Origin of the sequence: Comamonas sp. w2-DMI, from assembly GCF_040187735.1 — a bacterium.
GTDB classification, from domain to species: domain Bacteria; phylum Pseudomonadota; class Gammaproteobacteria; order Burkholderiales; family Burkholderiaceae_C; genus Comamonas; species Comamonas terrae.
This window is the reverse complement of sequence record NZ_JBANEL010000016.1, coordinates 78,032-102,715: the sequence shown is the minus strand read 5'-3', so window position 1 is coordinate 102,715 and position 24,684 is coordinate 78,032. Positions and strand designations below refer to the sequence as shown.

The following is a 24,684-nucleotide window of genomic DNA, read 5'->3' as shown; positions in this document are numbered from 1 at the left end:
GAGCCCGTCAGTTCTGCGCAGGCATGTCCTACAAGCGTGTACGAGGCCCCGCCTTGCAGGATTGTCGGTGGTGCCTGCGCCAGGGTAGGCGGCCCCGCCGGGGGAGCGGCATAGCCGCCCAGGGCTCAAACATCCATATCCTTGCGCTGCACCGGCGGCTGCGCTGCATTCCTGCGGCTGGCGCCGGCGCGGCCGGCCTTGCTCCATTCGTAGGCCTGGCCGTCGGGCGTAAGCCCGTCCTCGACGGCGGCCACGCCGATCTGCCCCACCATGTCGCGCAGCTCGGAAGAGATGACCACATGCGCATGGCGCGGGTCGCCGCGCAGCGCCTGGCACCGCGCCAGGGCTTCGCCCATCTGGGCGTCGCCGTACGAAACGCACTCCGGCTGCCAGACGGGCGCCTCCCCTTCAGGGCTGCGGTTGCGAAGATAGAAGACGGCGATGCTCATGGTTTCTGGTGAAAGCTGAAAAATGGCGCTCCATGGCCCGGGTGGACGCTGCCCTGCGGTTGCCTCCCGGAGCGGCCCGGCGAGTGAAAGGCGCCGCCCAGTATGCACCAGCGGGAACGGACTGCCGGCCGGTCTAGAATCGCCGCGCCATGCATAACTCCCACGATCCCAAGGTACTGCCGCTGCGCGACGGCGTCAGCCCCAGCTGCGTCGTCCTGCCCAGCCAGGGCCAGGGGCTGCTGATCGACTTTCTCGCCCGGCGCCTGCCCGCGGTCACGCATGCGGACTGGCTGCGGCGCATGCAGGCCCGCGAGGTGGTGAGCGAGCGGGGCCAGGCGGCCACGCCGCAGACGCCGTTCACACCGGGGCTGCGCTATTACTACTACCGCGAGCTCGAGCGCGAGCCGGAGATCCCGTTTGCCGCCGAGGTGCTGTACCAGGACGAGCATCTGCTGGTGGCCGACAAGCCGCACTTCCTGCCCGTGGTACCGGCGGGCCGGTATCTGCAGAACACCTTGCTGGTGCGGCTCAAGCGTATGCTGGACCTGCCCGAGCTGTCGCCCATCCACCGCATAGACCGCGACACGGCGGGGCTCGTGGTGTTCTCGGTGCAGCGCGCCACGCGCGGCATCTACCAGGCGCTGTTCCGCGACCGGGCCATCCACAAGGTCTACGAGGCCGTGGCCCCGTACCGCGCCGACCTGGCGTTCCCGCGCGAGCATGCGAGCCGCCTCGAGGAAAGCGGCCATTTCTTTCGCATGCACGAGGTGCCCGGCGAGCCCAACAGCCGCACGCGCATGGACATCATCGAACACAACGGCCGCTGGGCGCGCTACCGGCTGGAGCCGGTCTCGGGCAAGCGCCACCAGTTGCGCGTGCACATGGCGGCATTGGGCCTGCCGCTCAGGGGCGACGCCTTCTATCCCGAGGTCAACGATCCCGAGCCCGGCGACTACTCCAATCCGCTGCAGCTGCTGGCGCGCAGCCTGGCCTTCGACGATCCGCTGACCGGCCAGCCGCGCGCCTTCGCGAGCCGGCGCAGCCTGCTGGCATTGCCCGGCTGAACACCTGCCAGGCTGCGCCACGGCCTCTGCGGCAAGTCTGCATGGCGGTAGGAGGGCGCCCTTCATGCGAGTAGGGAATGCGCAAACGTGACACTTGTTCGGACATTTTTGTCCGATAATTGTCCGCATGAATGCCAAGCGTCCCGCTCCCGCCGAACGCCGCGCCCAGTTGCTGGACGCGGCCGATGCCGTGTTTGCCGAACATGGCGTGACGGCGCCGCTGGACCTGATCGTCGAGCGTGCGCAGGTCGGCCGCGCCACGCTGTACCGCCAGTTTCCCGACCGCAAGGCCATCATGCTGGCGCTGCTGGAGCGTTCCCTGGAGAAAACCCGCCAGGCAGCGCAGGCCCTGGGCGACGACGAACAGGCCTTCTTCAAGCTGCTGGCCCTGGTGGCCGACCGCATCGCTGTCTCCGCGCCGCTGGTGGACTACTGGCGCGCCGTGGAGCGCGGCGACGAGGTGATCGCCCAGGCACGCCGGCAGATGTGGGAAGCCTTCCAGGGGCCCATGAAGCGCGCGGTGGAGGCCGGTCTGTGCAGGCAGGTGCTGAGCTTTCAGGACCTGTCGCTGGTGTTCGGCATGCTGGGCGGCTCGCTGCGCGGCGAGACGGCGCAGCAGCGCAAGAAGCTCGCGCGGCGCGCGCTGCAGATCATCTGGCACGGGCTGGCGGACTGAACCATGAGCCAGGCCCAAGACACTTCCGCCTCCGCGCAGGCCGCCATGCCTGCACCCCAGCCGGCGCTGGTCTACCTGCGCCGCCCGCCCGATTGGGAGGAGCATGAAAAGCCCAGCCTGCCGGGATCGCCCTCCATGCCGGTGCATGCACCCATGGTGCGCGTGGCCTATGGGCTCATCGCCGTGCTGGTGGCCATCACGGGCGGCCTGGGCAATGCGCTGTTCACGGCCAACCTGCCCACCATCCAGGGCCAGATGGGGCTGACGCCAGCCGAGGCCGGCTGGCTGACCGGCAGCTACGTCATGCTCAACATGACTGCCAATCTGCTGGTCTACAAGTTCCGCCAGCAGTTCGGCATGCGCCTGTTCGCCGAGATCGGCCTGGGCGCCTATGCCCTGCTGTGCGTGCTGCACCTGCTGCTGGGCAGCTACGACAGCCTGCTGCTGCTGCGTGCGGCCAGCGGGCTGACGGCCTCGGCCTGCTCGTCGCTGGGCACGCTGTACCTGCTGCAATCGGCGCCGCGCAAATACGTGATGAAGATGCTGGTGATAGGCGTGGGCCTGTCGCAGATCGCCACGCCGCTGGCCTGGATGCTGTCGCCGGGCCTGCTCTACAACAGCGAGTGGCACAACCTCTACATCTTCGAGGCCGGGCTGGCGCTGATTTCGTTCGCGGGCGTGGTCGTGCTCAAGCTGCCGCCGGGCCTCTATATCAAGACCTTCGAGAAGCTGGACTTCGTCACCTTCTTCCTCATGGTGCCGGGCCTGGGCATGCTGATTGCCGTGCTGGTGCAGGGCTACACGCGCTGGTGGCTGGACACGCCGTGGCTGGCCTGGCTGCTGGTCGGCTCCATCGTGCTGCTGTGCACTGCCCTGTACATAGAACACCACCGCAAGAATCCCATGCTGCAGACCCGCTGGTTCGTGCAGGGGCCGACCATACGTTTCGTGATCGGTGCCGTGCTGCTGCGCTTCCTGACCACCGAGCAGACCTACGGCATGGTGGGCCTGATGCGCACGCTGGGCATGACGCCCGACCAGATGCAGCCGCTGTTCGGCGTCATCCTGCTGGGCACGGTGGCCGGCATCGCCCTGTCGGCGCTCACCTTCGGCGTGCCCCACATGGGCAAGCAGATTCTCGCGTCCATCGCGCTGTTTGCCGTGGCCGCCTTCCTGGACCACCACCGCACCAGCCTGGACCGGCCCGCCGACTTCTACTACAGCCAGTTCCTGCTGGCCATGGGGGCGGGCATCTTCATGGGGCCGCTGATGCTCACGGGCGTCATCCAGGGGCTCAAGTTCGGCCCCAACCACATGCTGACCTGCATCGTCACCATCTCCATGACCCAGTCCATGGGCGGGTTGATGGGCTCGGCCCTGCTGAGCACCTACCAGACCCACCGCGAGCAGGTGTATTCGACCGCGCTGGTGTCGCAGATCGACCCGACCGACCCCGTGGTGGCCGATCGGCTGCGCATCCAGAGCCAGGTCTACGGCCGCGTCACGGTGGACCCGGCCCTGCGCGCCGGCCAGGGCACGCTGCAGCTTTCGCAGATCGTGCGGCGCGAAGCCAACGTGCGGGCCTACAACGATGTCTTTGCGCTCACGGGCGCGATTGCGCTGCTGTACCTGCTGTGGAGCCTGGCCGCCTCGGTGCGCGTGCGCCGCGCCGCCGCCATGGTGCGCCTGATGACGCGCCAGAGCGGCAACCAGGGCACGGCCGCGGCCGCCACCGACGGCGCGCCGCAGCGCGCGCCCTCGGTGGCCGCGCAGCCCCAGGCCGGCCCGGATGCGCAGCCGCCGGGCGCGCTGACCGTGATCGTCGACGACAGCGGCAGCGACGCCTCGGATGAGACAGGCCTTCCCGCAGGTGCCGGGACGGCCGCTGCGGCACGCCAGCGCAGCATGGTGCTGGGCGGCGCCCAGGCCCGGCATCTGAGCGAGGCCATGCAGGCCGCCGAGGCCGGCGAGCAGCAGGCGCTGGACAGCGCCGACCCGCTGCGCGACAACGAGCAGGTGCTGGAGCTGGAAAGCGAGCTTGAAGCCGAACTCAGGCAGCACCCGGATGCCCAAACCCCGCAAGGCGAGGGCGCGCCGCCCGCCGCCCCGCAGAAGCCCGGCAAGACCACGAATGCCGAGCCGTCGCACCGTACCGAATGACGCAGCAGCGAACCCATCGATTCCCATGAGTGAAAACCAGACCCACAATCCATCCTCATCGCCCGCAGCACCCGCTGCGCCCGCTGCCGCACCGGCGGCCACGCTGCCGCCCACGCCCAAGAAGATCAAGCCTTCGCGGCGCAGCGTGCTGGTCATGGCCGTGGTGGCGCTGGCCGGCATCCTGCTGGTGCTGCGCGCCTGGAACCAGTGGCCGTTCAACAGCTCGGTGGTCTCCACGGACAACGCCTATGTGCGCGGCGCCGTCACCGTGCTGGCACCCCAGGTCAACGGCTACGTGACCGAGGTGCTGGTCCGGGACTACGAGCAGGTGCAGGCAGGCCAGCCCCTGGTGCGCATCGACCGCCGTACCTACGAGGCATCGCTGGCCCAGGCCGAGGCCCAGCTGGCCAATGCCCGGGCCCAGCTGGCCAATGCCGACCAGACCCAGGCCCAGAACCGCGCCACGCTGTCGGCCAGCCGCGCGGGCCTGGCGGCCGTGCAGGCCGAGGCCGAGCGTTCCCAGGCCGAGCTCAGGCGCGTGCAGGAGCTGGCCGAGCGCGGCTCGGTCTCGCTCAACGAGCGCGACAAGGTGCGCGCCACCGCGCGCCTGGCCAGCACCAACGTGGCCAAGGCCCAGGCCGACATCGAGATCAACCAGGAGAAGATCAAGGCCACCACCGTGGGCCGCGAATCGCTCAAGGCCCAGGTGCAGATGGCCGAGGCCCAGCTGCGCCAGGCCCAGATCAATCTGGACAACACCGTGGTCTACGCGCCCAGCAGCGGCCAGGTCAGCGAAGTCTCGGTGCGCAAGGGCCAGTACGTGGCCGCCGGCACCCAGCTCATGTACGTGGTGCCGCCGCCGTTCTGGGTGATGGCCAATTTCAAGGAGACCCAGACCGCCCATGTGCAGATCGGCCAGGCCGTGAGCTTCAGCGTGGATGCGCTGGGCGGCGCGCGCCTCAGGGGGCATGTGCTGGAGATCGCGCCGGCCACGGGCTCGGAGTTCAGCGTGCTCAAGCCCGACAATGCCACGGGCAACTTCACCAAGGTCGTGCAGCGCCTGCCCGTGAAGATCTCCGTCGACGAAGGCCAGCCGCTGGCCGCACGCCTGCGTCCGGGCATGTCGGTGGTCGTGCGCCTCGATACCGCGCAGAAAAAGGAGCAGGCTGCGCAGGACCGGCAAGGGGCCGCGGCCGAAAACGCTCAGAAGCAGCCAGACCCGGAAAAGGCCAAGCCATGAGCCTCAAGACCTTGGCAACCTGCCTTGCAGCCTGCGGCGTGCTGAGCGCCTGCAGCGTGCCGGCCATCACCGAAGCCCCGGCTCGGGCCGCGCCCGCCATCCCGTCCGCCTGGCCGGGCGAGCCCGCCAGCCAGGGACAGCAGGCGGTGCAGGCCGCCTGGTGGCAGGCCTTTGGCGATCCGCTGCTGGACCGCTGGATGGCGCTGGCCGCCGAGCGCAACAACGATGTGCTGGCCGCCATGGCCCGCGTGGACGAGGCGCGCGCCAACCTGGAGCTGGCAGGCTCGGCCGCCTTGCCCCAGGTGTCGGCCACGGCGCCGCTGTCGGCCGGGCGCAGCCTGGGCGCGCGCGGCCTCACGCAGACGCGCTCCCTCCAGCCTGGGCTGCAGGCCAGCTGGGAGATCGACCTGTGGAACCGCCTGGGCCAGCTGCGCAACGCTGCCGACCTGCGCCTGCAGGCCACGCAGGCCGACCGCGATGCGGTGGGCCTCGCGGTGGCCGCCACCACGGCCCAGGCCTATATCGCGCTGCGCTCGCTGCAGGCCCAGCTGGCGGCGGCGCAAAGCACGGTGCGTTCGCGCCAGGATGCGGTTCGCCTGGCCGACGACCAGGTGCGCGTGGGCTATATCTCGCAGCTGCAGCAAAGCCAGGCGCTGGCCGAGCTGCAAAGCGTGCAGCAGGCCGTGGAGCAGCTGTCGCTGGCACTGGAACGCCAGCGCCTGAGCCTGCTGCAGCTGGTCGGTGGCGCGGGCGACGAAGCGGCCCAGGCGCTGATGCGCGAAACCCTCGGGCAGGGCAGCTTCGACGCCGTGGCCCTGCCGGCCGTGCCGTCCGCCGGCATGCCTTCGGCCCTGCTGGAGCGCCGGCCCGACATCGCGCGCGCCCGGCTGCAGCTGGCGGCCAGCGACAGCAACCTCGCGGCCCAGCGCGCGGCCTTCCTGCCCCAGGTCACCCTGAGCGCCAGCGTGGGCAGCCTGCTCATCAATGCGCTGGACTACCACCCGGCCACGGTCTGGTCCGTGGGCGGCAGCATTCTGGCGCCGCTGTTCAACGGCGGGCGGCTGCAGGGCCAGTTCGATGCGGCCTCGGCTCAGCGCGACCAGGCCGCTTATGCCTACCGGGGCGTGGTCGTCAAGGCCTTTGCCGATGTGGAAGGCGCGCTGCTGTCGGCCAAGCGCCTGCAGGCCCAGTGGGAGCATGCGCGCCAGCGCGAGGCGGTGCTGGCACGCACGCTGGGCTTTGCCAAGGACCGTTACGAGGCCGGCTACGCGAGCTACCTCGAGGAGCTGGACGCCCAGCGCAATCTGTATGCGGTGCAGCAGGAAGTCATCAAGCTGCGCGAAGCCCAGCTGCAGAACGCCGTGGCGCTGTACCAGGCCCTGGGCGGCGGCTGGCAGACGCCGCCGGCCGCACCGGCCGCGGCGAAATGAACAGGGCGGCCCGGCCGCGCGCGTCCGGCATTCAGGGCAGTCCGAAATAACGCCAGAAGCCGTAGGCCACGGCGGCGGCCGCCGCCAGCGCCATCCAGCCCAGGGCACTGCCGCGCGGCACTTCGCCCGGCGCGAGGCCGGCTGACGGGGCGCGGGGCACTTCGCTGCGCAGGTCCAGCGCCTGGCCTTGTTCGGCGGCATCGACACGCCTTTTGGCCTCGGCCAGGCTCAGGTGGCAAGCCTCGCGCAGCAGCTTGACCGCCTCGATCTTGCGGCCCCGCGCCAGCTCGGCGGCAATGCGTAGCTCCAGGCCGGGCGGTGGCGGTGCATCGCCGGGCATCCATGGTTTTTATGGGGTTTGCGAGCTGAAAGCAAGAGTATTCATGCGGCAGCAGCTATTCAAGCCATAGCGGCATGCGCCATGGGCCTGCGGGTCTCCTGCGGCAAGCCCTTGCATCCCGGATTCAGGCAGTATATTCAGCGGTATATAGCGAGGCGCCTGGATCGGCTCGCCGTTGTCCGTTGGAGGTGGAGTTTGATGCAGGAATTTCTTCCCTATCTGCTGGCGTTGCATGGCGCGCGGGACTGGTTGCAGGCGGCCCGGGACTGCGGCCTGACCGAGGCCGAATTGCGCCGGGCCGTGCAGCATGCGCAGCGCGAATACGGCCAGGTGCTGGTCGTGGCCGGCAACGGGCATGTGGACTTCACCGCCGCAGGCGAGGAACTGGTGGCCCGGGCGCGCGAACTGGCCGGCGCCGTCGATGCGCTGCAGCGTTGCTTTGCCGAGTCACGCCGGAAATCCGTGGTTGCGCCGCTGCTGCAGCGCCGCTCGGTCTCGCCCAAGCGCCTGACGGGGCCGGGCCCCGACGCGGCGGAGATCGACCTGATGATCGAGGCGGCCCTGCGTGCGCCGGACCATGGCAGCCTGCATCCCTGGCGCGTGCTGGTGTTCGCGCAGGAGCACCGCACCCGGCTGGCCGATCTGTTCGAGCAGGAAAAGCTGCGCCGCGACCCGCTGGCGCCGCGCAGCGATATCGAACGGGCACGCGAGCATGCGACGCGCTCGCCGGCTCTGCTGGGCTTTGTGGTCTCGCCCAGGGCGCGCACGCAGGTGCCCTTGCGCGAGCAGTGGCTGGCCGCGGGCGCGGCCCTGGGCAACTTCATGAATGCCGCCCACCAGCTCGGCTTCGGCGGCATCGTGCTCAGCGGCGAACGCTGCTTCGATGCGGTGCTGGGTGCCCAGCTGGGCCTGGCATCCACGGAGTGGCTGGCCGGCTTTATCAGCCTGGGCCGCATTGCCCAGGCACCGCCGCAGCGCAAGCCCGTGGCGCTCGATGCCGTGCGTGCGCAGTGGATTCCCGGTCCGGCCCTTGCTGCGGCCGAGCTGGGGCCCCGGGTTTCCTAGCCCCCGGCCCAACAACCCGGCGTGCAGCGGGCACAACAGCGGCTTGCTATGATGGCTGTATATAAATACAGTCAGTGCGATTTTCGCTGCCTTGCCCGCGCCCATGCTTGCTCCCCATCGCTACTACTACCTGCACAATTTCCGGCAGGCGCTGGACTGGATAGGCGAACGCCATGGCGACCTGCTGGCTGCCGACGAGCAGCGTTTTCTCGCGCAGTTTGCAGCGCTGCCGCAGCTGTCCCAGGCGCTGATGGTGCGCATGCTGATGCGGCGCGGTCCCTGGTTCCGCGCCGGCAAGCTGGTCTACGAGGAAATCCCGGACGTGGCCGCAGCCGCAGCGCCCTTGCAGGAGGTGGGCTGGCTGGCGACGCAGGAGCCCATGGGGCTGGACGAGCTGTTTGCGCTGCACACCAAGCCGGAGCTGCTGCAGCTGTTTGCCGGCGCGGGACTGCCGGGCGGCCTGCGCAAGAGTGCGCTGCTGCAAGCCTTGCAGGCCGTCCATGCAGCGCCACGAACCTATGCGCAGTGGAACCCGGCTGCCCGGGAGCCGCTCTGGCGCGTGATGGTGGGCGAGATGTGCGAGCGCCTGCGGCTGATGTTCTTCGGCAATCTGCATCAGGACTGGTCGGAATTCGTGCTGGCCGATCTGGGCATCTTCAGATACGAGAGCGTGGCCTTCGATGCGGATTCGCGCGCCTTCCAGTCGCGGGCCGACGTCGACTGCTATCTGGCGTTGAGCGCCTTGCGGCAGGCGCTGGACGAAGGCGAGGATGCCGAAGTCCTGCTGCAGGCCGTGGCCAGTTGCGAAAACGCCAATCCCTGGCTGGAAAAGCGCCGCGCCAAGCTGCTGCTGCGCATAGGCCAGGCCTGCGAACGGGCGCAGGACTGGAGCCAGGCCGAGCGCGCCTATCTGCAATGCGGCTATCCGGGGGCGCGCCACCGGCGCATGCGCGTGTACGAGCGCATGCAGCGCTTCGATGATGCCCTGGCCCTGGCGCTGGCGGCCCAGCAGGCGCCCGAGAGCGACGAGGAAAGCCAGCGCGTGGCACGCATGCTGCCGCGGTTGCGGCGCAGCCTGGGGCAGGGCGGCACGACGCGCAAATCCGCGCCGGAATCGGCAGGCTCCCCGGAGGCCGTCACGCTGGAGCTGGATGCGCCTGCCGTGCCCACGGCCGTGGAATATGTGCTGCGTGCGCACTGGCACACGGCCGAGGCTCCGGTGTTCTATGTGGAGAATGCGCTGGTCAATTCGCTGTTCGGCCTGCTGTGCTGGCCGGCCATCTTTGCGCCGCTGCCGGGCGCGTTCTTTCACCCGTTCCAGAGCGGGCCCGCCGACCTGGGCGCGCCGGACTTTGCCGCGCGCCGCGCGGCCCTGTTCAACGCATGCCTGGAGCTGCTGGACACGGGAGCCTACCGGCAAGCAATCCTGCAGCGCCATGCAGAGAAGAACGGCGTGCAGTCGCCATTCGTGTTCTGGAGCACGGTGGACGAAGCGTTGCTGGCGCTGGCGCTGGACTGCATTCCCGCCGCGCACCTGAAGCTGCTGTTCACGCGCCTGCTGTGCGATGTGAAAGCCAATCGCACGGGCTTTCCCGATCTGGTGCGGTTCTGGCCGGCGCAAAGGCGCTACGCGTTCGTCGAGGTCAAGGGGCCGGGCGACAAGCTGCAGGACAACCAGATCCGCTGGCTGCAGTATTGCGGCGCGCACGGCATTCCGGCCAGCGTCTGCCATGTGCGCTGGCGCGCAGAGTCTCTGGGGGAGGCCGCATGAGCCAGGTGGTAGCCGTGCGTGCGCTGTGCGAATTCACGGCCCGCGCCGGCGATCTGGACCTGCGCTTCACGCCGGCACCCACGGCGCTTGAAGGCATTGCGGGCCACCAGCTCGTTGCATCCCGCCGCGGCAAGGATTACGAAACCGAGATCAGCCTTTCCGGGCGGCACGAGGACCTGCTGGTGCGCGGCCGTGCCGACGGCTTCGATCCTGCGCTGCAGCGGCTCGAAGAGATCAAGACCTACCGCGGCGCGCTCGACGGCGTGCGCGCCAACCACCGCGCGCTGCACTGGGCGCAGGCCAAGGTCTACGGCCACCTGCTGTGCCGCGAACGCGGCCTGGCGCAGCTGTGCATCGCCCTTGTGTATTTCAATGTGGGCACGCAGCAGGAAACCGTGCTGGAAGACCGCTTCGATGCGGCCGAGCTGCAGGCGTTCTTCGGGCAGCAGTGCGAGCGCTATCTGGCCTGGGCGCGCAGCGAAGCCGAACATCGCCGGGCGCGCGATGCGGCGCTGGCGCAGCTGGCCTTTCCGTTCGAGCGCTTTCGCGCGGGCCAGCGCGAACTGGCCGTGGCCGTGTACCGCAGCACGCGCACCGAGGAAGGCGGCAACTGCCTGATGGCACAGGCGCCTACGGGCATCGGCAAGACGCTGGGCACGATTTTTCCCCTGCTCAAGGCCTGCCCCGGGCAGGGGCTGGACAAGGTCTTCTTTCTCACGGCCAAGGGCACGGGCCATGGCCTGGCCCTGCAGGCGCTGGCCGCCGTCAATGCAAGCCTGGCACGGCAGGGCGCAGCCTGTATCCGCGTGCTCGACCTGCGGGCCCGCGACAAGAGCTGCGAGCATCCGGACAAGGCCTGCCATGGGGAATCCTGCCCGCTGGCCCAGGGCTTTTACGACCGCCTGCCGGCCGCGCGCCGGCAGGCCCTGCAACAGCCCGGGCAGGCGGATGCGCCGGCCGTGCGCGAGGTGGCGCTGGCGCACGGCATCTGCCCCTATTACCTGATGCAGGAGCTGGTGCGCTGGAGCGACGTGGTGGTGGGCGACTACAACTACTACTACGACAGCTCGGCCATGCTGCATGCGCTGGCCCAGGCCGGCCAGTGGCGCGTGGGCGTGCTGGTGGACGAGGCCCACAACCTGCCCGAGCGCGCCCGGCGCATGTACACCGCGCAGCTGTCGCAGTTCGCGCTGGCCGCTGCGCGAAAGAATGCATCCGGCGCGGTCCGGAAGGCGCTGGACAGGCTGCAGCGCAGCTGGAACGCCATCAACAGGGAGCAGCAGGCCGCGCAGCTGGCCTACCAGGCCCATGAGGAAGTGCCGGCCGGACTGCTGGCCGCGGTGCAGCGCGCCGTGGGCGCGATGGCCGAGGAAAATGCCGACCGCCCCATGCTGCCCGGCGATGCCGTGCTCGACTTCTATCTGGAGGCGCTGCAGTTCATGGCGCTGGCCGAGCAGCTCGGGCCGCATGCGCTGTTCGATGTGAGCCTGGCACCGGCAGGCGCCGGCGCACGCAGCACACCGGCTTCCACGCTGTGCATACGCAATGTGGTTCCGGCGCCGCATCTGGCTCCGCGCCATGCGGCGGCCCATGCCACGGTGCTGTTCTCGGGCACGCTGAGCCCCCCGGATTTCTACCGGGACATGCTGGGCCTGCCCGAAGGCACGCGCTGGATCGATGTGCCCGCACCGTTCCAGGCCGAGCAGCTGCAGGTGCGCATTGCCGGCCATATCTCCACGCGCTGGCGCGACCGCGAGCGTTCGCTGCAGCCCATCGTGGACCTGGTGGCCCGGCAGTACGCGCGCCAGCCCGGCAACTACCTGTGCTTTTTCAGCAGCTTCGACTATCTGCAGCGCACGGCCGAGCGCATGCGCGCCAGCCATCCGGGCCTGCCCATCTGGCTGCAGACCTCGGCCATGGACGATGCGGGCCGCGCGGAGTTTCTGGAGCGGTTTGCGCAGGAGGGCTGCGGCATTGGCTTTGCCGTGCTGGGCGGCGCATTTTCCGAGGGTGTGGACCTGCCGGGCAGGCGCCTGATCGGCGCCTTTGTCGCCACGCTGGGCCTGCCGCAGGTCAACCCCGTCAACGAACGCATGATGCAGGCCATGGCGCGGCGCTTTGGCCCGGGCAAGGGCCACGACTACACCTATCTGTATCCGGGGCTGCGCAAGGTCGTGCAGGCGGCCGGCCGCGTGATACGCACGGAAGAGGACAAAGGCGTGGTGTTCCTGATCGACGACCGCTTTCACCGCGCCCAGGTGCGCGCGCTGCTGCCTGCCTGGTGGCGGGTGGAGTGACAGCGAGGTTTGCTATTGAATGGAGAGCGCGCAACGCTTTGCCGATAGGCGAAAAGCGTGTTTTTCTATTGCATTCTGTCGTCTGAAAGCTTGCCAGGCAGCTGCTGCAGGCCCTGGGCAAACCAGCCTATGCGTCCGGTCTCGCGCACGTCCAGCCGGGGCACATAGGGCTTGATGTCGAGCACCGGCGTGCCGTCCAGCATGTCGTTGCCGCGAAAGTGCAGCATGCGGCCTTCCAGGTGCAGCAGCTCGATGATGGACAGCCCAATGCGATTGGGCCGCGCCGGCGCCCGCGTGGCGAACACGCCGTGGCTTTGCGTATCCATGAAGGGAGTGACTTCCAGCTTTTCCACCGCCTCGTGCAGATGCGTGAGCACGATGAGGTACTGGAACTCCTGCACGTCGCGCAGGCCCGGGGCAAAGGCCTCGAACACCTCGATCTTTCCCTGATGCTGACCGGCAGCCACGGTCTGTATGGGCATGCCCAGAGTGCTTCGGAACGGGCTGTGCACACGGCCTATGGCGCGCATGGCAATGGTCTCGTGCTGCATGGGTGGCTTGCAGGGGTGAAATCGGGACTTATAGCATGGGCTGGCGCGGACGCCGGAAGGCCGAGGGGGACAGCAGGAAGGCCATGACCGAACTGTCCTCGGTCAGTACGGGGAATGCAAAATTTTGTGGTTCAGCTGGAGTTTGCATTTAACGATCGGCGTGAAAATGCAAAAATCATCAGATTTTCCTGGTTTGTTCGCATTTCTAATATTAATTTTCTGACGAATGGAAGTTTGAGTCGATAGATTTTCAAAAAGAGGCAAGCAATGAGCAAGGAATTGAATATAGTTTTTCTGATATTTAATCCCATCATGTCTGCTTTTTTTGCGGCTGGATTTTATTTACTATGGCGCACGCAGAAAAAATCAAGATTCATTGCTGTTCTAGTCTTTTCATACCTGATGCGGGCCTTGTGCTTTCTCATTCTTTATGTTTCGCTGAAATACAGCGACATGGTGTTGCGGCAGATCTCCAATGCCATGATACTGATCACCACCGCGCTTTTGGTCGTTGCCTATGCGCAGCGTTCCCATCAGGCGCCAAGATTCAAGTTGCTGGCTTTTATTTTCACCGTGACCATGGCCGGGCTGCAGTATTTCATGTCCATGGACAGCGGGTTGCAGGAAAGAGGTGTTGTCATCAATCTGGGACTGTTCGCCATTTTCCTGGTGTTCCTCGGCCATATAAGAAAGGCCGGAGATGAAAACCCTGTGGCGCAGTTTCTGGGCATACAGGTGGTGATTGCCGGCGCCATGACCCTTGCAAGGCCGCTCATCATCCTGGGCAGTGCCTTTTTCGAGATGGATTACCCGGACTTCTACTGGATTTTCACCTCCGTATCCGATGCCATCGTCAGCGTCGCCCTGGCTGTGGGTATTTTTGCCGTCATGGCCTCCGATGTCATGGAGAAAATCAAGGCGGAAGCGCTTACCGATTCATTGTCGGGCCTGCTGAACCGCAGAGGATTCGAAAAGCGTGCGGATGCCGTGCTGTTCGGTGAAACCTCGGACAGGCCGGCGGCAATGGTCATGTGCGACCTGGATCATTTCAAGAAGATAAACGACAGCTTCGGGCATCTCGCGGGCGACAGGGTAATACGCGCATTTTCCGACAAGCTCAAGGAAAATGCGCCCCCTAGAACCCTCATAGGCCGGCTCGGTGGCGAGGAGTTTGCCGTCTTCCTCATGGCGAACAATTCTCTATCGGCGCGGAAATATGCCCAGGATGTCCAGGCTTCGTTCAATGCAATATCCGCGGGCCTGGTGAACGGGGAAATGCACCCCACCGCCAGTTTCGGCATTGCGTATGCGAACGAGGGCGACGGGCTTTTCCACCTGCTTGATCGTTCCGATCGCGCCCTCTACCAGGCCAAGAAGCAGGGCCGCAATTGCATTTGCGAGGCCGAAGCCGATTCAGGCCAGGCGGGTGTGCCGGCGTTGCCGGAACTCCGGCCGGCCTGACGGTCTTCCCTCGCTTGCGGATAGACGGCCATGGCCCTCAGCAGCGGATATACGCCCAGCCCTGCTGCTGCATGAGCACCAGTGACTCCACCGCGCCCTGGGGCAGCACATGCATGCCGGGCGCGGGCGCCAGACCCATGTTCTGGAGCGTATTCGGGCACAGCAGCATGCGCGCCCGCGCCTGTTCGCCCAGTGCTTCGGGGGCCTGCACGGCGGCTCGCACGGCCTGGGCGTTGGCGACGATCCAGATTTCGGCATGGGGCTGGCTGGCCAGCAGGTTGCGCAGATTGCTTTGCGCACGCTCCAGGCTGGCGGGCGTGGGTGCATGCAGGGCAATGCGCAGGGGAGGCGCCGCAGGACGGGCGGGAAACAGCGTGTTCCAGTCGGGCATGGTGGGCATGGTCGGAGGGTCTGCTTTGATGGCGATAGCGGCCGGCGCTTGCCGGCCGGGAGCTTGGGGCCGATTCTGCATGCAGATCGGCAGTGGTTTCGGGCTGCCAGGGCAGAGGGCGCGCATGGCTTGCCGATTGTGGGGATCGGGAATTAACGGTCCGTTAATGGTTGCAAAAGGTAAATCTGCGATGCTCGACCGCTTTGGATGGAGCAAGAAGCGGCCGGCACGGGGCCGCACGATACGACGATGCATGTGCTGGTAGTTGAAGATAGCGCCCTGGTCGCCAGTGGAATCAAGGCAGGCCTGTGCCTGCAGGGCTTTGGCGTGGATGTGGTGGGCTCGGCCGCCCAGGCGGACGCGGCGCTCAAGTCCTCGCACTTCGATGTGTGCGTGCTGGACCTGGGCCTGCCCGACGAGGACGGCCTGCAGCTGCTGGAGCGCTGGCGCCGCCAGGGCGTGGAGCTGCCGGTGCTGGTGCTCACGGCGCGCGATGCGGTGGAGCAGCGCATCGCAGGGCTGCAGACCGGCGCGGACGACTATCTGGTCAAGCCTTTCGACCTGCACGAGCTGGCCGCGCGCCTGCATGCGCTGCTGCGCCGGGCGGCGGGCCGCAGCGTGGACTGGATCACGCTGGGCGATGTGCGCATCGACCTGGCCGCGGGTCGGGCGCAGCGGGCCGGCATGGGCGTGGACCTGTCGCGCCGCGAATGGGCCTTGCTGCGCGCGCTGCTGCAGTCGCCCGGGCGCATTCTGAGCCTGGAGCAGCTGTGCGACAGTCTGTACGGCTACAGCCAGGATGTGGAGAGCAATGCCGTGAACGTGCATGTGCACCATCTGCGCCGCAAGCTGGGCGCGGACCTGGTGGAAACCGTGCGCGGCGTGGGCTTCCGGCTGGGGCGAGCTGCCCGGGCCGGGGCTTGAGGACGGTGGCCATGCGCAGTCTGCGCGTACGCCTGGTGGTGGGGCTGAGCCTGGCGCTGTGCACCCTGTGGGGCGCGGTGGCGGCCTGGATGTTTGCGGGCATGCGCCACGATCTGCGCCATATGCTGGACGAGCGCCTGATCGCCTCGGCCCGCATGGTGGCCGGCATCGTGCACCAGTTCCGCCCGGCACATGGAGCGCCGCAGGACTGGAGCTCGGTGCTCAACGTGGTGGCGCGCGACGGCGTGGCCTGCGAGGTCAGCATGGTGCGCAGCGAGGTGCGCGCCGTCGCCGCCACGGGGCCGGGGCCTGCGCGGATTCTGGCCCGCACCGAAGGCGGGCCGGGCTTCCAGGCGCCGTTGCCGCTGGGCTTTTCCACCATGGAAAAAGGCGGGCGCCTGTGGCGCGCCTATGTGCTGGAGGAGCAGGGCGTGCGCATTGCCACGGCCGACCGCATCGATGTGCGCGAGCATCTGATCCACAGCTTTGCCTACACCATCGTCGTGCCGTTTGCGCTGGCGCTGCTGGCCAGCATGGCGCTGATGTGGTGGGCCGTGACGCGCGGGCTGCGGCCGCTGGACGCGCTGCGCCGCGAACTGGCGCGGCGCCCGCCCGGCGACGATGCCCCCGTCACGCAGGGCGCGAAGGTCAAGGAGCTGGCGCCGCTGGTGCAGGCCGTGAACCAGATGCTGCAGCGCGTGCATGGCGCCATCGAGCGCGAGCGCCGCTGGAGCGACGATGCGGCCCATGAGCTGCGCACGCCGCTGACGGCCGTCAAGACCCATGTGCAGGTGGCGCAGATGGCGGTGGCCAGTGTCAGCCGGCAGCTGGTGCTGGACCCTGCGGCGCAGCCGGCCACGAAAGAGGCGCCGCCCGTGCCGATCCCGATTGCCGAAACGCCGCAATGGAATATGGCGCGCGACGCCTTGCTGCAGGCCGGCGAGGGGGTGGAACATCTGCAGCACACCATGGAGCAGTTGCTGCTGCTGGCGCGGCTGGAATGCCAACCCGACGCCGGCGAGCGCGATGCGGCCCGCTCCGGTGCCGTGGTCTGCGGCGCCGAGCCGGGCATGGCGCTGGAAGCGCTGGAGAAGGCCTGGGAGCTGGCGGCCACGGCGATTGCGGCAGGGCAGCGCCGGCTGCAGTGGCTGCCCGGCCAGGCGCATGACGATGCGCGGCTGGAAGACCTGCAGGTGGTCGTGCCCCAGCCGCTGCTGGTGTCCGCGCTGCGCAATCTGCTCGAAAACGCCTTGCGCCATGCCGATACCTGCGGGGCCGACGGCTTGCCCACACCCGTGCACCTGGGCCTGCGCCAGGTGGCCACATTGCCGCCGGGCCTGGCGCAATCCGCCGCCATGGCGGGCAGCGTGGCCGCCGCGCCCTGCGGCTATGCGGAATTCACCGTGGCCGACCAGGGCGCGGGCCTGAGCGCCGCCGACTGCGAGGTGGCCGTGCAGCGCTTCTGGCGCAAGCAGCACCAGGCCCATGGCAGCGGGCTGGGGCTGGCCATCGTCCAGCGCATTGCGCGCTGCAGCGGCGGCCAGCTGCAGCTGCTGACGCGCGCCCAGTGGCTGGCCGAAGCGGTGCCTGCGGGGCTGCAAGAGGGCGGGCCGGCCGCCACGTCCGGCCTGGTGGCGCGCCTTTATCTGCGGGTCCCGGGCTGCGGTCTCGATGATGTCTGAGGTAGAACTTGCGGAATTCATAGCGTCTGGCGCTTGCTGGCCATCGGTTCCCCGTTTAAATGCTTCTGGAAACAAGGCATGAGAAGCGCTATATGCTATTGATGATGTAGCAAGATGCAGGCCCGCACACGGGCCGCCGCCCGCCTGTTAATGCTTGCTTAATCCTGCCTGCCTATCGTGCGGCATACGTTTGGATACGGCCGTTCCGCCCGGGGCGGCCGTCGATTCTGTGCCGTTTGCCGCTTCCCTGGCAGCGGGCGGCATGCACTTTTCTCCTCCCACAATGAACCGCTTGAACACGAAGACCCTGCCACGGGCCTGGGTGGCCGCCGGCATTTGCATGCTGATGGCGACCGCCGCCTGGGCACAGGACAATGCCAAGGCAGCGCTGCAAGGCCAGGCCGCTGCCGGCGAGAAGATCGCGCGCGCGGGCTCGGCCGGCGGCGCTGCCGCCTGCGCCAGCTGCCACGGCGCCAACGGCGAAGGCCAGGCCGGCTTTCCCGCGCTGGCCGGCCAGCATGCCGGCTATCTGGTACGCCAGCTCAACCAGCTGGCCTCGGGGGCACGCCAGAACCCCGTCATGGCGCCCATGGCCAAGGCCCTGTCCGAGCAGGAGCGCGCCGATGTGGCGGCCTATTACGCCAGCCTCAAGCTCTCCATCAAGCCTGTGCGCGGGCCCTTGCCCGGCAAGAAGGACGACGACGGCGCCTGGCTGGTGGAACGCGGCCGCTGGGCCGACGGCATCCCGGCCTGCGCGCAGTGCCACGGCCCGGGCGGCGTGGGCGTGGGCCAGGATTTCCCGGCCATCGGCCACCTGACGGCCGACTACATGCAGGCGCAGGTCGACGCCTGGAACAAGGGCCAGCGCGACGCCGGACCGCTGGGCCTGATGGGGGCCGTGGCCAAGAAGCTCACGGCCGAGGACATCCAGGCCGTGGCCACCTATTACCAGCGACTGCACGGCGGCGCAGCCCCCCAGGCAGCGCCGGCCAAACCTTGAAGCCACGGGAGTTGCATATGGCGAAACAAGAACACACTTCGAAAAGCTCCAACCTGGCCGAATACGCCGTCGTGGCCAGCCTGTTTGCCGGTCTGGGCGGTGCACTCTGGTACGGCATGCATGTGAGCACGCCTGAAAAAGCCCCGGCCACGGCGGCTGCAGCGCCGGCGCCTGCCGCGGCAGCCGTTGCCACGCCCGTCAGCACGTCGCCGTCCCCCGGCGGTGCGTTCGCCCCGCCGGATGCGCGCGATATTCCCGACGGCCCGATGGGCGAGTGGATACGCCGCGGCGAAGCCATCTTCATGCGCACGCCGGCCAATGCCGTGGGCTTTTCGGGCAACTCGCTCAACTGCGTGAACTGCCACCTGGATGCCGGCCGCCTCAAGGGCTCGGCCCCCATGTGGGGCGCCTATCCGCTGTACCCGGCCTACCGCAAGAAGACCGACCATGTGGACACGTTCGCCGAGCGCATCCGCGGCTGCTTCATGTATTCGATGAACGGCAAGGCGCCCGACGACGGCCATGACATCCTGGTCGCGCTGGAGTCCTATGCCTACTGGATGGCGCAGAAGGCTCCGACGGGCGAGAAGCTGCCGGGCGCGGGCTTCAAGAAGGCCGGCGAGCCGGCCGAGACGCCGAGCTACGAGCGCGGGGCCCAGGTCTACGAAGCCAAGTGCGCACTGTGCCACGGCGCCGACGGCCAGGGCCAGAAGGTGGACGGCGTGGCCGTATTCCCGCCGCTATGGGGCAAGGATTCCTACAACTGGGGCGCGGGCATGCACGACATCGACAAGGCGGCCAACTTCATCAAGAACAACATGCCTTACGGCAATGCCACGCTGACGGACCAGCAGGCCTGGGATGTCTCCACCTTCATCAACAGCCAGGAGCGCGGCCAGGATCCGCGTTTCACGGGCAGTGTGCAGGCCACGGCCGAGAAGTTCCATGGCGGTCCGTACTCCATGTACGGCAAGGAAGTGAACGGCAAGCTGCTCAAGGGCCTTTAAGCGCCGCCGGGCTGCCGCCGAAAAGCCAGTCCTTCACGGGGCTGGCTTTTTTATGTCTGCCTGGCTTCAAGGACACATGGAGAATGCGCGGGCAGCCATGGTTTCCGTAGGCTGCATTGCAATTGGCATGAAAAAAGCCCGGCGCAAGGGCCGGGCTGGATGCAGGACGGCAAGGCATCAGCCCAGCCAGATGTAGTGGTCCACGAGCAGGGCCGCAAACAGCAGGCTCAGGTGGATCAGCGAGAAGCGGAAGGTACGGCGCGAAAGCTCGTCCGAATAATTGCGCCACAGCGCGATCGCATAGCCGCAAAAGCCCGCGCCCAGCACCACGGCGGCCACCAGATACAGCCAGGAACTCATGCCGTACATGAAGGGCAGCAGGCAGGCCGCGAACAGCACCAGCGTGTACAGCAGGATCTGCAGCCGCGTGTATTCGCTGCCGTGGGTCACGGGCAGCATGGGCAGGCCGGACTTGCGGTAGTCTTCGACGCGGTACAGCGCCAGCGCCCAGAAATGGGGAGGCGTCCACAGGAAGATGATCAGGAACAGGATGAGCGCTTCGGGGCCGACGTCGCCGGTCATCGCGGCCCAGCCCAGAACGGGCGGCATGGCGCCCGATGCGCCGCCGATCACGATGTTCTGCGGCGTGGCCGGCTTGAGCACCACGGTGTAGATCACCGCGTAGCCGACGAAGGTGGCCAGCGTGAGCCACATGGTCAGCGCATTGGTGCAGACCAGCAGCACCGCTGCGCCCGCCGTGCACAGAATGGCCGAGAAGCCCAGGGCCTGCTGGCTCGAAAGCTCGCCGCGCGCCGTGGGGCGCCAGGCCGTGCGCTTCATGCGCGCATCGATATGGCGCTCCACCAGGCAGTTGAAGGCCGCGGCCGCGGCGGCCACCAGCCAGATGCCCAGGCAGGCCTGGGCCATGTGCAGCCACTGGCTGCCGCTGGGCCAGCCGGGAACGGCCAGCACCATGCCGATCAGGGCACAGAACACGATCAGCTGCACCACGCGCGGCTTGGTCAGCGCGTAGAACTGGCTCCAGCGCGAGGTATGGCTATCGGAAAAAACGTCGCTACTACTCATGTAAACACTCCACGACTTGCGCAGATCCGGCAACGGCAAGGCGCATTCCCTGGGGAGGCGCCTTGTATGCATGCGGGCTGGGCGTCAGTCCTGTTCTCCTTTGTGCGGGCTTGGCGGCGGCAAGCGGCTAGGCCCGTTGAGGGTTGGCATCGGCCCTGGTGACGGCCAGGCACCAGACCACAATGGTCACCAGCGCGGCGGCACCGCCCGTGTGCAGCACGGCGGCCACCAGCGGCCAGTCCAGCACCACGTTGGACAGGCCGGTCAGCACCTGCAGTATCAGAAATCCGCCCAGCAGCCGGCGCTGCGCGGCCAGCGCCGGTGCATGGTGCAGTTCCGCCCACAGGCCGGCCAGCACCGCGATCACGCCATAGGCCGCCAGGCGATGCAGATAGTGGATGGCGGTCAGCGCCTCGAAGCTGATGTGGCTGCCGTCGGCCAGCAGGCCCAGCGGCCGCCAGAGCTGCAGCGCCTGGCCAAAGTCCATGGCCGGCCACCAGCTGCCCTGGCAGGTCGGGAAGGTGGTGCAGGCCAGCACGGCGTAATTGGTGCTGACCCAGCCGCCCAGCGACACCTGGGCCACCAGCAGCACCAGCGCCAGCCACAGCAGCCAGCGCAGCCTGCGTGCGACCGAAACCAGCGTCCGCCCGGCCGCCTGCAGGCTCAGCGCCGAGGCGGGAATGCACAGCAGCGCCAGCAGGAACGTGCCGCCGAGCAGGTGCAGCGTTACGATGGCAGGAAAGAGCTTCATCGTGACCGTGAGCGCGCCAAAGGCACCCTGTATGCAGACCCAGACCAGGGCGGCGGTCGGCCACCACGGGCTGAGAGAGCCGCCGGGCCAGGAGCGACCTTCGCGGCGTACGCGCCGGGCCGCCAGCCAGGTCAGCACCGTGATCGCAATGATGAGCACACCCACTGCGGTGGCCAGATAGCGATGGATCATCTCCACCCAGGCCTTGCCGTGCGTGACGGGGCCTGTGGGCATGGCAGCCTGGGCTTCGGAAATCTGCGCCTGCGCGCCGATGGGGCTGGAGCTGCCGTAGCAGCCGGGCCAGTCGGGGCAGCCCAGTCCGGAGTCCGTCAGCCGTGTGAAGGCACCGAACAGGACCAGGTCGAAGGTGAGAAACAGCGTGAGCACGCACAGGGCCTGCAGCCTGGCATGCGCTCCCCGGCTGCGGTTGCGCCACCAGACCCAGGCCAGCGGGCCCAGGGCCAGCAGCAGGCCCAGGCACATAAGCTCCAGCACCGGCGCGAGGTTGTAGAGCGAGGAAGCGGCCGGCGTCATGTCTGATCCGCGGGACATGCAACTGCCTTGTCTGCGTCGGCGCCTGGCGACATCCGGCATCGGGCGGCAAAAGAACTCTCGCGGGAAAGGCAGGACATGGTGGACAAGGGCGGCCGTCTGTTGCGGTCTGAAAAAATGGCGGGGCAGCGGAAAAGGGCCAATGCATGCCCTCTCCCTCACGCCTGTTCAAGCAGAACAGAGACGGCTGAAGCTGGCGTGGATCTGAAAAAGCAGAACATTGCACAGGCCCGTCAGGTAAAAAAGGGCGGATGTTTGATCCGGAACAATTTTACCTGTGCCATTTCTGGCAAAGCACTCTCGTTTTGAGTGCCCCTAATGCAGCATGGGAGCGCCTAGGACAATTTGTCCTAATGCGCAGCAGCCCTGCGGGACGGGTTCGGCGCGCCTGCTCTTTGGCAGGGGAGCATTCGCCAACGCAAGAATCCCCTCGAATTGGCTTGGCACGCCATTGGCTTGAGGTACGATAGCGACTCGCTGCTGCCGGATGCGCCGGCGGCGGCGATTTCTTCTTCATGCACTTCAGGCCTGCGAAGTGCATGCCACAGGCGGGCGTCGTTCAATGGCAGGACCTGAGCTTCCCAAGCTCATGACGTGGGTTCGATTCCCATCGCCCGCTCCACTTCGACTTTCCAGGGACTTCCAGAAAAGACCGAGGAACGTCGCAAGTGATTGTCACCATTCAGCTTTTTCACCATCGCTGAATCCAGTGACTTCCAGCGAAAACCACTGACTGCCGGTACAAAACGGTACATCAAGTGGTACATCGGAAAGCGGAGCTTCCCGTTTCCGCATAGTTGCTGGAGCGGCGCGGGGTCGGACAGGACCATGGCAGCCAACTCGATTCTCAGGAGTTGGGCGCATGCTCTCAGACCTCATGGTTCGCCAGGCCAAGGCCACTGGCAAGACATACACGCTGGCCGATTCGGACGGCCTCTCCCTCTTCGTTTCCGCCAACGGCGCCAAGGCCTGGCACTTCCGCTTCAGTTGGGGCGGCAAGCGTGATCGCATGTCCTTCGGCAGCTACCCGGCGCTCTCCCTGAAGGAGGCGCGCGAACTTCGCGATGAAGCCCACAACCTGCTCGCCAAGGGCGTTAACCCGCACACCGAACGGAAGCGCAAGCGCCACGCGATCGTGCTGGCGGGCGAACACACGTTCCAGGCGGTATATGACCAATGGTTGAAACACCGCAAGTTGTCACTGGAGGAAGGACGGCAGACCAGCCTGGAGCAGATCGCCCGCGTCTTCAAGAAGGACGTTTTCCCGGTGCTGCGTCACCTGACCATCTACGACATCACCCGCGCGCACCTGCTGGACATCATCGGCAAGGTAGAAAAGCGCGGCTCGCTGTCGGTGGCCGAGAAGCTGCGGACCTGGTTTACCCAACTGTTCACCTACGCCACGGTGGCGATCCCGAACATGCACGACAACCCGTCCAAGGACTTGGAGGTCGTCGCGCTGCCGCTGCCGCCGGTCGAACACAACCCGTTCCTGCGCATGCCCGAGCTGCCGATCATGTTGCAGACGCTGCGCAAGTACCGCGGGCGCCTGAACACGCAGTTGGGGATTCGGCTGCTGATGCTCACCGGCGTGCGCACCGGCGAGCTGCGCTTCGCCACGCCCGACCAGTTCGACCTGGAGCAAGGCCTGTGGATCATCCCGGTGGCCAGGCTCAAGCAGCGCGCACTGCTCACCAAGAAGAAGCGCAAGCGCCTGGTGGACATCCCGCCCTACATTGTGCCGTTGTCGGTGCAAGCCCAGGAGATCGTTCGCCACCTGCTGGACCAGTGCAAGCCGGCCCAGGTCTACCTCATCCCTGGCGACTGGTGCTTGAAGCATCCCGTCAGCGAGAACACGTTCAACGGCGCGCTCAAGCGCATGGGCTACGAGGACCAGCTCACGGGGCACGGCATCCGCGCCACGATGTCGACCGCGCTCAACGAACTTGGCTACCCGAAGAAGTGGGTGGATGCCCAGCTCTCGCACGCCGACCCGGACAAGATCAGCGCGACCTACAACCATGCCGAGTACGTCGAGCAGCGCCGCGTGATGATGCAGGATTGGGCCGATCGCCTGGACCTGTTCGAGCAGAACCAGGTCGAGGTCGCCAGCCGTCATCTGACCATCACGCTGCAGGGCCTGCCGACCATCGCCGGCCAAGCGGCGGTACAGCCGCCGGTGATCGACCTCACGGCACCACAGTTGATCGTGACCGCGCCGACGCCCGACCTGCCCGCAGCGCCGGCATCGGTGCAGCGGCTGTCGGCCGTGCGCATGCCCGAGTACGCGCGGCCGCGCCTGTCGGAGGTGCAGCGCGAACGCCTGCAGGTGCTGGAGACCTTTGAGGCGCCGCACAACCTCTCGGTGGCGGACTACGCCAAGCTCGCCGGCAAGTCGCGCCGGTGGATCACCTACGAGATCCAGGCTGGCAACCTGCTGTCGATCCACATGGGCCACCGCGGGCAGCGTGTGCCCGACTGGCAACTCGATCCGCTCAAGCGCAGGCTCGTGCAGTCCGTGCTCAAGCAGGTGCCGCGCGGGCTCGACACCTGGGCGATCTACCACGCGCTGCTACAGCCCTATGACGCGCTCGGCGGGCGCTCTGCCATCGAGGCAGTCAACCCGAAGAACCTGCACCTGGCTGCGCGGCTGGTCGCGGCGCAGAGCATCGCGGCGGATGATCTCGAGGACTCCGACATTCCGGTGCAGGTGCGGCGCAGCGTGCAGCGCCTGGTGCAAGACGCCATCACGGCCGATGCCGCCGAAGACCTGATGGAGCCTTGACG

General features: G+C 67.4%; 21 protein-coding genes and 1 tRNA gene. 15 read left to right on the top strand and 7 right to left on the bottom strand.

Features of this window, described 5'->3' with window-relative positions; translation table 11 throughout:
• Nucleotides 1-125 precede the first annotated feature (125 nt).
• Nucleotides 126-449, bottom strand: coding sequence for a hypothetical protein (locus V8Z74_RS16960; protein ID WP_066478427.1), 324 nt, complete (start codon nt 447-449; stop codon nt 126-128).
• 149 nt (nt 450-598) lie between these two features.
• On the opposite strand from V8Z74_RS16960, the gene V8Z74_RS16955 reads away from it, so the two are divergent.
• The 5 genes from V8Z74_RS16955 to V8Z74_RS16935 all read left to right on the top strand — a co-directional run bounded on the left by V8Z74_RS16955 (nt 599) and on the right by V8Z74_RS16935 (nt 7,019).
• Entirely contained in the window at nt 599-1,513 is a 915-nt protein-coding gene (locus V8Z74_RS16955; RefSeq protein ID WP_066478426.1) for an RluA family pseudouridine synthase, read from the top strand.
• A gap of 127 nt (nt 1,514-1,640) precedes the next feature.
• On the top strand, nt 1,641-2,189 hold the full coding sequence (locus tag V8Z74_RS16950) for a TetR/AcrR family transcriptional regulator (RefSeq protein WP_349710284.1): 549 nt from the start codon (nt 1,641-1,643) through the stop codon (nt 2,187-2,189).
• Between the two features lie 3 nt (nt 2,190-2,192).
• Nucleotides 2,193-4,349: an MFS transporter gene (locus V8Z74_RS16945; protein ID WP_502879563.1), complete on the top strand. Its 2,157-nt coding sequence runs from the start codon at nt 2,193-2,195 to the stop codon at nt 4,347-4,349.
• Nucleotides 4,350-4,374: 25 nt separating this feature from the next.
• A complete protein-coding gene (locus V8Z74_RS16940; RefSeq protein WP_349710283.1) occupies nt 4,375-5,589 on the top strand; it encodes an HlyD family secretion protein in 1,215 nt (404 codons plus the stop codon).
• Nucleotides 5,586-7,019, top strand: a complete 1,434-nt coding sequence (locus V8Z74_RS16935) for an efflux transporter outer membrane subunit (RefSeq protein ID WP_349710282.1) — start codon at nt 5,586-5,588, stop codon at nt 7,017-7,019. The genes V8Z74_RS16940 and V8Z74_RS16935 overlap by 4 nt, the downstream gene beginning before the upstream one ends.
• A gap of 31 nt (nt 7,020-7,050) precedes the next feature.
• On the opposite strand, the gene V8Z74_RS16930 is transcribed toward V8Z74_RS16935, so the two are convergent.
• Nucleotides 7,051-7,359, bottom strand: coding sequence for a hypothetical protein (locus tag V8Z74_RS16930; RefSeq protein ID WP_349710281.1), 309 nt, complete (start codon nt 7,357-7,359; stop codon nt 7,051-7,053).
• A 198-nt stretch (nt 7,360-7,557) separates the two neighbouring features.
• Between V8Z74_RS16930 and V8Z74_RS16925 the strand changes: the two genes are divergently transcribed.
• The 3 genes from V8Z74_RS16925 (at nt 7,558) to V8Z74_RS16915 (ending at nt 12,492) form a co-directional block, all read left to right on the top strand.
• Nucleotides 7,558-8,424, top strand: coding sequence for a nitroreductase family protein (locus V8Z74_RS16925; protein WP_349710280.1), 867 nt, complete (start codon nt 7,558-7,560; stop codon nt 8,422-8,424).
• 103 nt (nt 8,425-8,527) lie between these two features.
• The gene (locus V8Z74_RS16920; protein WP_349710279.1) at nt 8,528-10,195 is read left to right on the top strand and encodes a VRR-NUC domain-containing protein; all 1,668 of its coding nucleotides are present in this window, start codon (nt 8,528-8,530) and stop codon (nt 10,193-10,195) included.
• On the top strand, nt 10,192-12,492 hold the full coding sequence (locus V8Z74_RS16915; protein ID WP_349710277.1) for an ATP-dependent DNA helicase: 2,301 nt from the start codon (nt 10,192-10,194) through the stop codon (nt 12,490-12,492). The genes V8Z74_RS16920 and V8Z74_RS16915 overlap by 4 nt, the downstream gene beginning before the upstream one ends.
• A 65-nt stretch (nt 12,493-12,557) precedes the next feature.
• On the opposite strand, the gene tsaA is transcribed toward V8Z74_RS16915, so the two are convergent.
• Complete coding sequence (gene tsaA, locus V8Z74_RS16910) at nt 12,558-13,043, bottom strand: tRNA (N6-threonylcarbamoyladenosine(37)-N6)-methyltransferase TrmO (RefSeq protein WP_349710276.1); 486 nt, start codon at nt 13,041-13,043, stop codon at nt 12,558-12,560.
• A 267-nt stretch (nt 13,044-13,310) separates the two neighbouring features.
• Here tsaA and V8Z74_RS16905 point away from each other — a divergent pair, with 267 nt between their 5' ends.
• Nucleotides 13,311-14,504 (top strand): GGDEF domain-containing protein, encoded by a 1,194-nt coding sequence (locus tag V8Z74_RS16905; protein WP_349710275.1) that lies wholly within the window; start codon nt 13,311-13,313, stop codon nt 14,502-14,504.
• Between the two features lie 37 nt (nt 14,505-14,541).
• Here V8Z74_RS16905 and V8Z74_RS16900 read toward each other — a convergent pair whose 3' ends face one another.
• A complete protein-coding gene (locus tag V8Z74_RS16900; protein ID WP_066478387.1) occupies nt 14,542-14,904 on the bottom strand; it encodes a DsrE family protein in 363 nt (120 codons plus the stop codon).
• A gap of 240 nt (nt 14,905-15,144) precedes the next feature.
• Here V8Z74_RS16900 and V8Z74_RS16895 point away from each other — a divergent pair, with 240 nt between their 5' ends.
• The 4 genes from V8Z74_RS16895 to V8Z74_RS16880 all read left to right on the top strand — a co-directional run bounded on the left by V8Z74_RS16895 (nt 15,145) and on the right by V8Z74_RS16880 (nt 19,508).
• Nucleotides 15,145-15,819 carry a response regulator gene (locus tag V8Z74_RS16895; RefSeq protein ID WP_066478798.1) on the top strand — a complete coding sequence of 225 codons (675 nt, stop codon included), beginning with the start codon at nt 15,145-15,147 and terminating at the stop codon, nt 15,817-15,819.
• Between the two features lie 11 nt (nt 15,820-15,830).
• A complete protein-coding gene (locus V8Z74_RS16890; protein WP_349710274.1) occupies nt 15,831-17,501 on the top strand; it encodes an ATP-binding protein in 1,671 nt (556 codons plus the stop codon).
• 283 nt (nt 17,502-17,784) lie between these two features.
• The gene (locus V8Z74_RS16885) at nt 17,785-18,501 is read left to right on the top strand and encodes a c-type cytochrome (protein WP_349710273.1); all 717 of its coding nucleotides are present in this window, start codon (nt 17,785-17,787) and stop codon (nt 18,499-18,501) included.
• 17 nt (nt 18,502-18,518) lie between these two features.
• Nucleotides 18,519-19,508, top strand: coding sequence for a c-type cytochrome (locus tag V8Z74_RS16880; RefSeq protein WP_349710272.1), 990 nt, complete (start codon nt 18,519-18,521; stop codon nt 19,506-19,508).
• A gap of 177 nt (nt 19,509-19,685) precedes the next feature.
• On the opposite strand, the gene cyoE is transcribed toward V8Z74_RS16880, so the two are convergent.
• Together cyoE and V8Z74_RS16870 are read right to left on the bottom strand one after the other, a co-directional pair.
• The gene (gene cyoE / locus V8Z74_RS16875; RefSeq protein WP_066478380.1) at nt 19,686-20,594 is read right to left on the bottom strand and encodes a heme o synthase; all 909 of its coding nucleotides are present in this window, start codon (nt 20,592-20,594) and stop codon (nt 19,686-19,688) included.
• Between the two features lie 127 nt (nt 20,595-20,721).
• Nucleotides 20,722-21,897, bottom strand: a complete 1,176-nt coding sequence (locus tag V8Z74_RS16870) for a COX15/CtaA family protein (protein WP_349710271.1) — start codon at nt 21,895-21,897, stop codon at nt 20,722-20,724.
• Nucleotides 21,898-22,445: 548 nt separating this feature from the next.
• On the opposite strand from V8Z74_RS16870, the gene V8Z74_RS16865 reads away from it, so the two are divergent.
• A tRNA-Gly gene (locus V8Z74_RS16865) sits at nt 22,446-22,519 on the top strand.
• On the opposite strand, the gene V8Z74_RS16860 is transcribed toward V8Z74_RS16865, so the two are convergent.
• Nucleotides 22,485-22,727, bottom strand: a complete 243-nt coding sequence (locus V8Z74_RS16860) for a hypothetical protein (protein WP_349710270.1) — start codon at nt 22,725-22,727, stop codon at nt 22,485-22,487. The genes V8Z74_RS16865 and V8Z74_RS16860 overlap by 35 nt on opposite strands.
• 32 nt (nt 22,728-22,759) lie before the next feature.
• On the opposite strand from V8Z74_RS16860, the gene V8Z74_RS16855 reads away from it, so the two are divergent.
• Nucleotides 22,760-24,682 (top strand): tyrosine-type recombinase/integrase, encoded by a 1,923-nt coding sequence (locus V8Z74_RS16855; protein WP_096450646.1) that lies wholly within the window; start codon nt 22,760-22,762, stop codon nt 24,680-24,682.
• Nucleotides 24,683-24,684 lie beyond the last annotated feature (2 nt).

Excerpts from the sequence above, each read along its gene's own strand:
- V8Z74_RS16895 (WP_066478798.1), top strand. The coding sequence starts at position 15,145 with ATGCATGTGCTGGTAGTTGAAGATAGCGCCCTGGTCGCCAGTGGAATC.
- V8Z74_RS16960 (WP_066478427.1), bottom strand. The coding sequence starts at position 449 with ATGAGCATCGCCGTCTTCTATCTTCGCAACCGCAGCCCTGAAGGGGAG.
- V8Z74_RS16945 (WP_502879563.1), top strand. The coding sequence starts at position 2,193 with ATGAGCCAGGCCCAAGACACTTCCGCCTCCGCGCAGGCCGCCATGCCT.
- V8Z74_RS16915 (WP_349710277.1), top strand. The coding sequence starts at position 10,192 with ATGAGCCAGGTGGTAGCCGTGCGTGCGCTGTGCGAATTCACGGCCCGC.
- V8Z74_RS16920 (WP_349710279.1), top strand. The coding sequence starts at position 8,528 with ATGCTTGCTCCCCATCGCTACTACTACCTGCACAATTTCCGGCAGGCG.
- V8Z74_RS16940 (WP_349710283.1), top strand. The coding sequence starts at position 4,375 with ATGAGTGAAAACCAGACCCACAATCCATCCTCATCGCCCGCAGCACCC.
- V8Z74_RS16955 (WP_066478426.1), top strand. The coding sequence starts at position 599 with ATGCATAACTCCCACGATCCCAAGGTACTGCCGCTGCGCGACGGCGTC.
- V8Z74_RS16855 (WP_096450646.1), top strand. The coding sequence starts at position 22,760 with ATGCTCTCAGACCTCATGGTTCGCCAGGCCAAGGCCACTGGCAAGACA.
- V8Z74_RS16900 (WP_066478387.1), bottom strand. The coding sequence starts at position 14,904 with ATGCCCACCATGCCCGACTGGAACACGCTGTTTCCCGCCCGTCCTGCG.
- V8Z74_RS16905 (WP_349710275.1), top strand. The coding sequence starts at position 13,311 with ATGAGCAAGGAATTGAATATAGTTTTTCTGATATTTAATCCCATCATG.
- V8Z74_RS16890 (WP_349710274.1), top strand. The coding sequence starts at position 15,831 with ATGCGCAGTCTGCGCGTACGCCTGGTGGTGGGGCTGAGCCTGGCGCTG.
- V8Z74_RS16880 (WP_349710272.1), top strand. The coding sequence starts at position 18,519 with ATGGCGAAACAAGAACACACTTCGAAAAGCTCCAACCTGGCCGAATAC.
- V8Z74_RS16885 (WP_349710273.1), top strand. The coding sequence starts at position 17,785 with ATGAACCGCTTGAACACGAAGACCCTGCCACGGGCCTGGGTGGCCGCC.
- V8Z74_RS16950 (WP_349710284.1), top strand. The coding sequence starts at position 1,641 with ATGAATGCCAAGCGTCCCGCTCCCGCCGAACGCCGCGCCCAGTTGCTG.
- cyoE (WP_066478380.1), bottom strand. The coding sequence starts at position 20,594 with ATGAGTAGTAGCGACGTTTTTTCCGATAGCCATACCTCGCGCTGGAGC.
- V8Z74_RS16860 (WP_349710270.1), bottom strand. The coding sequence starts at position 22,727 with ATGGTCCTGTCCGACCCCGCGCCGCTCCAGCAACTATGCGGAAACGGG.
- V8Z74_RS16870 (WP_349710271.1), bottom strand. The coding sequence starts at position 21,897 with ATGTCCCGCGGATCAGACATGACGCCGGCCGCTTCCTCGCTCTACAAC.
- V8Z74_RS16935 (WP_349710282.1), top strand. The coding sequence starts at position 5,586 with ATGAGCCTCAAGACCTTGGCAACCTGCCTTGCAGCCTGCGGCGTGCTG.
- V8Z74_RS16925 (WP_349710280.1), top strand. The coding sequence starts at position 7,558 with ATGCAGGAATTTCTTCCCTATCTGCTGGCGTTGCATGGCGCGCGGGAC.
- V8Z74_RS16930 (WP_349710281.1), bottom strand. The coding sequence starts at position 7,359 with ATGCCCGGCGATGCACCGCCACCGCCCGGCCTGGAGCTACGCATTGCC.
- tsaA (WP_349710276.1), bottom strand. The coding sequence starts at position 13,043 with ATGCAGCACGAGACCATTGCCATGCGCGCCATAGGCCGTGTGCACAGC.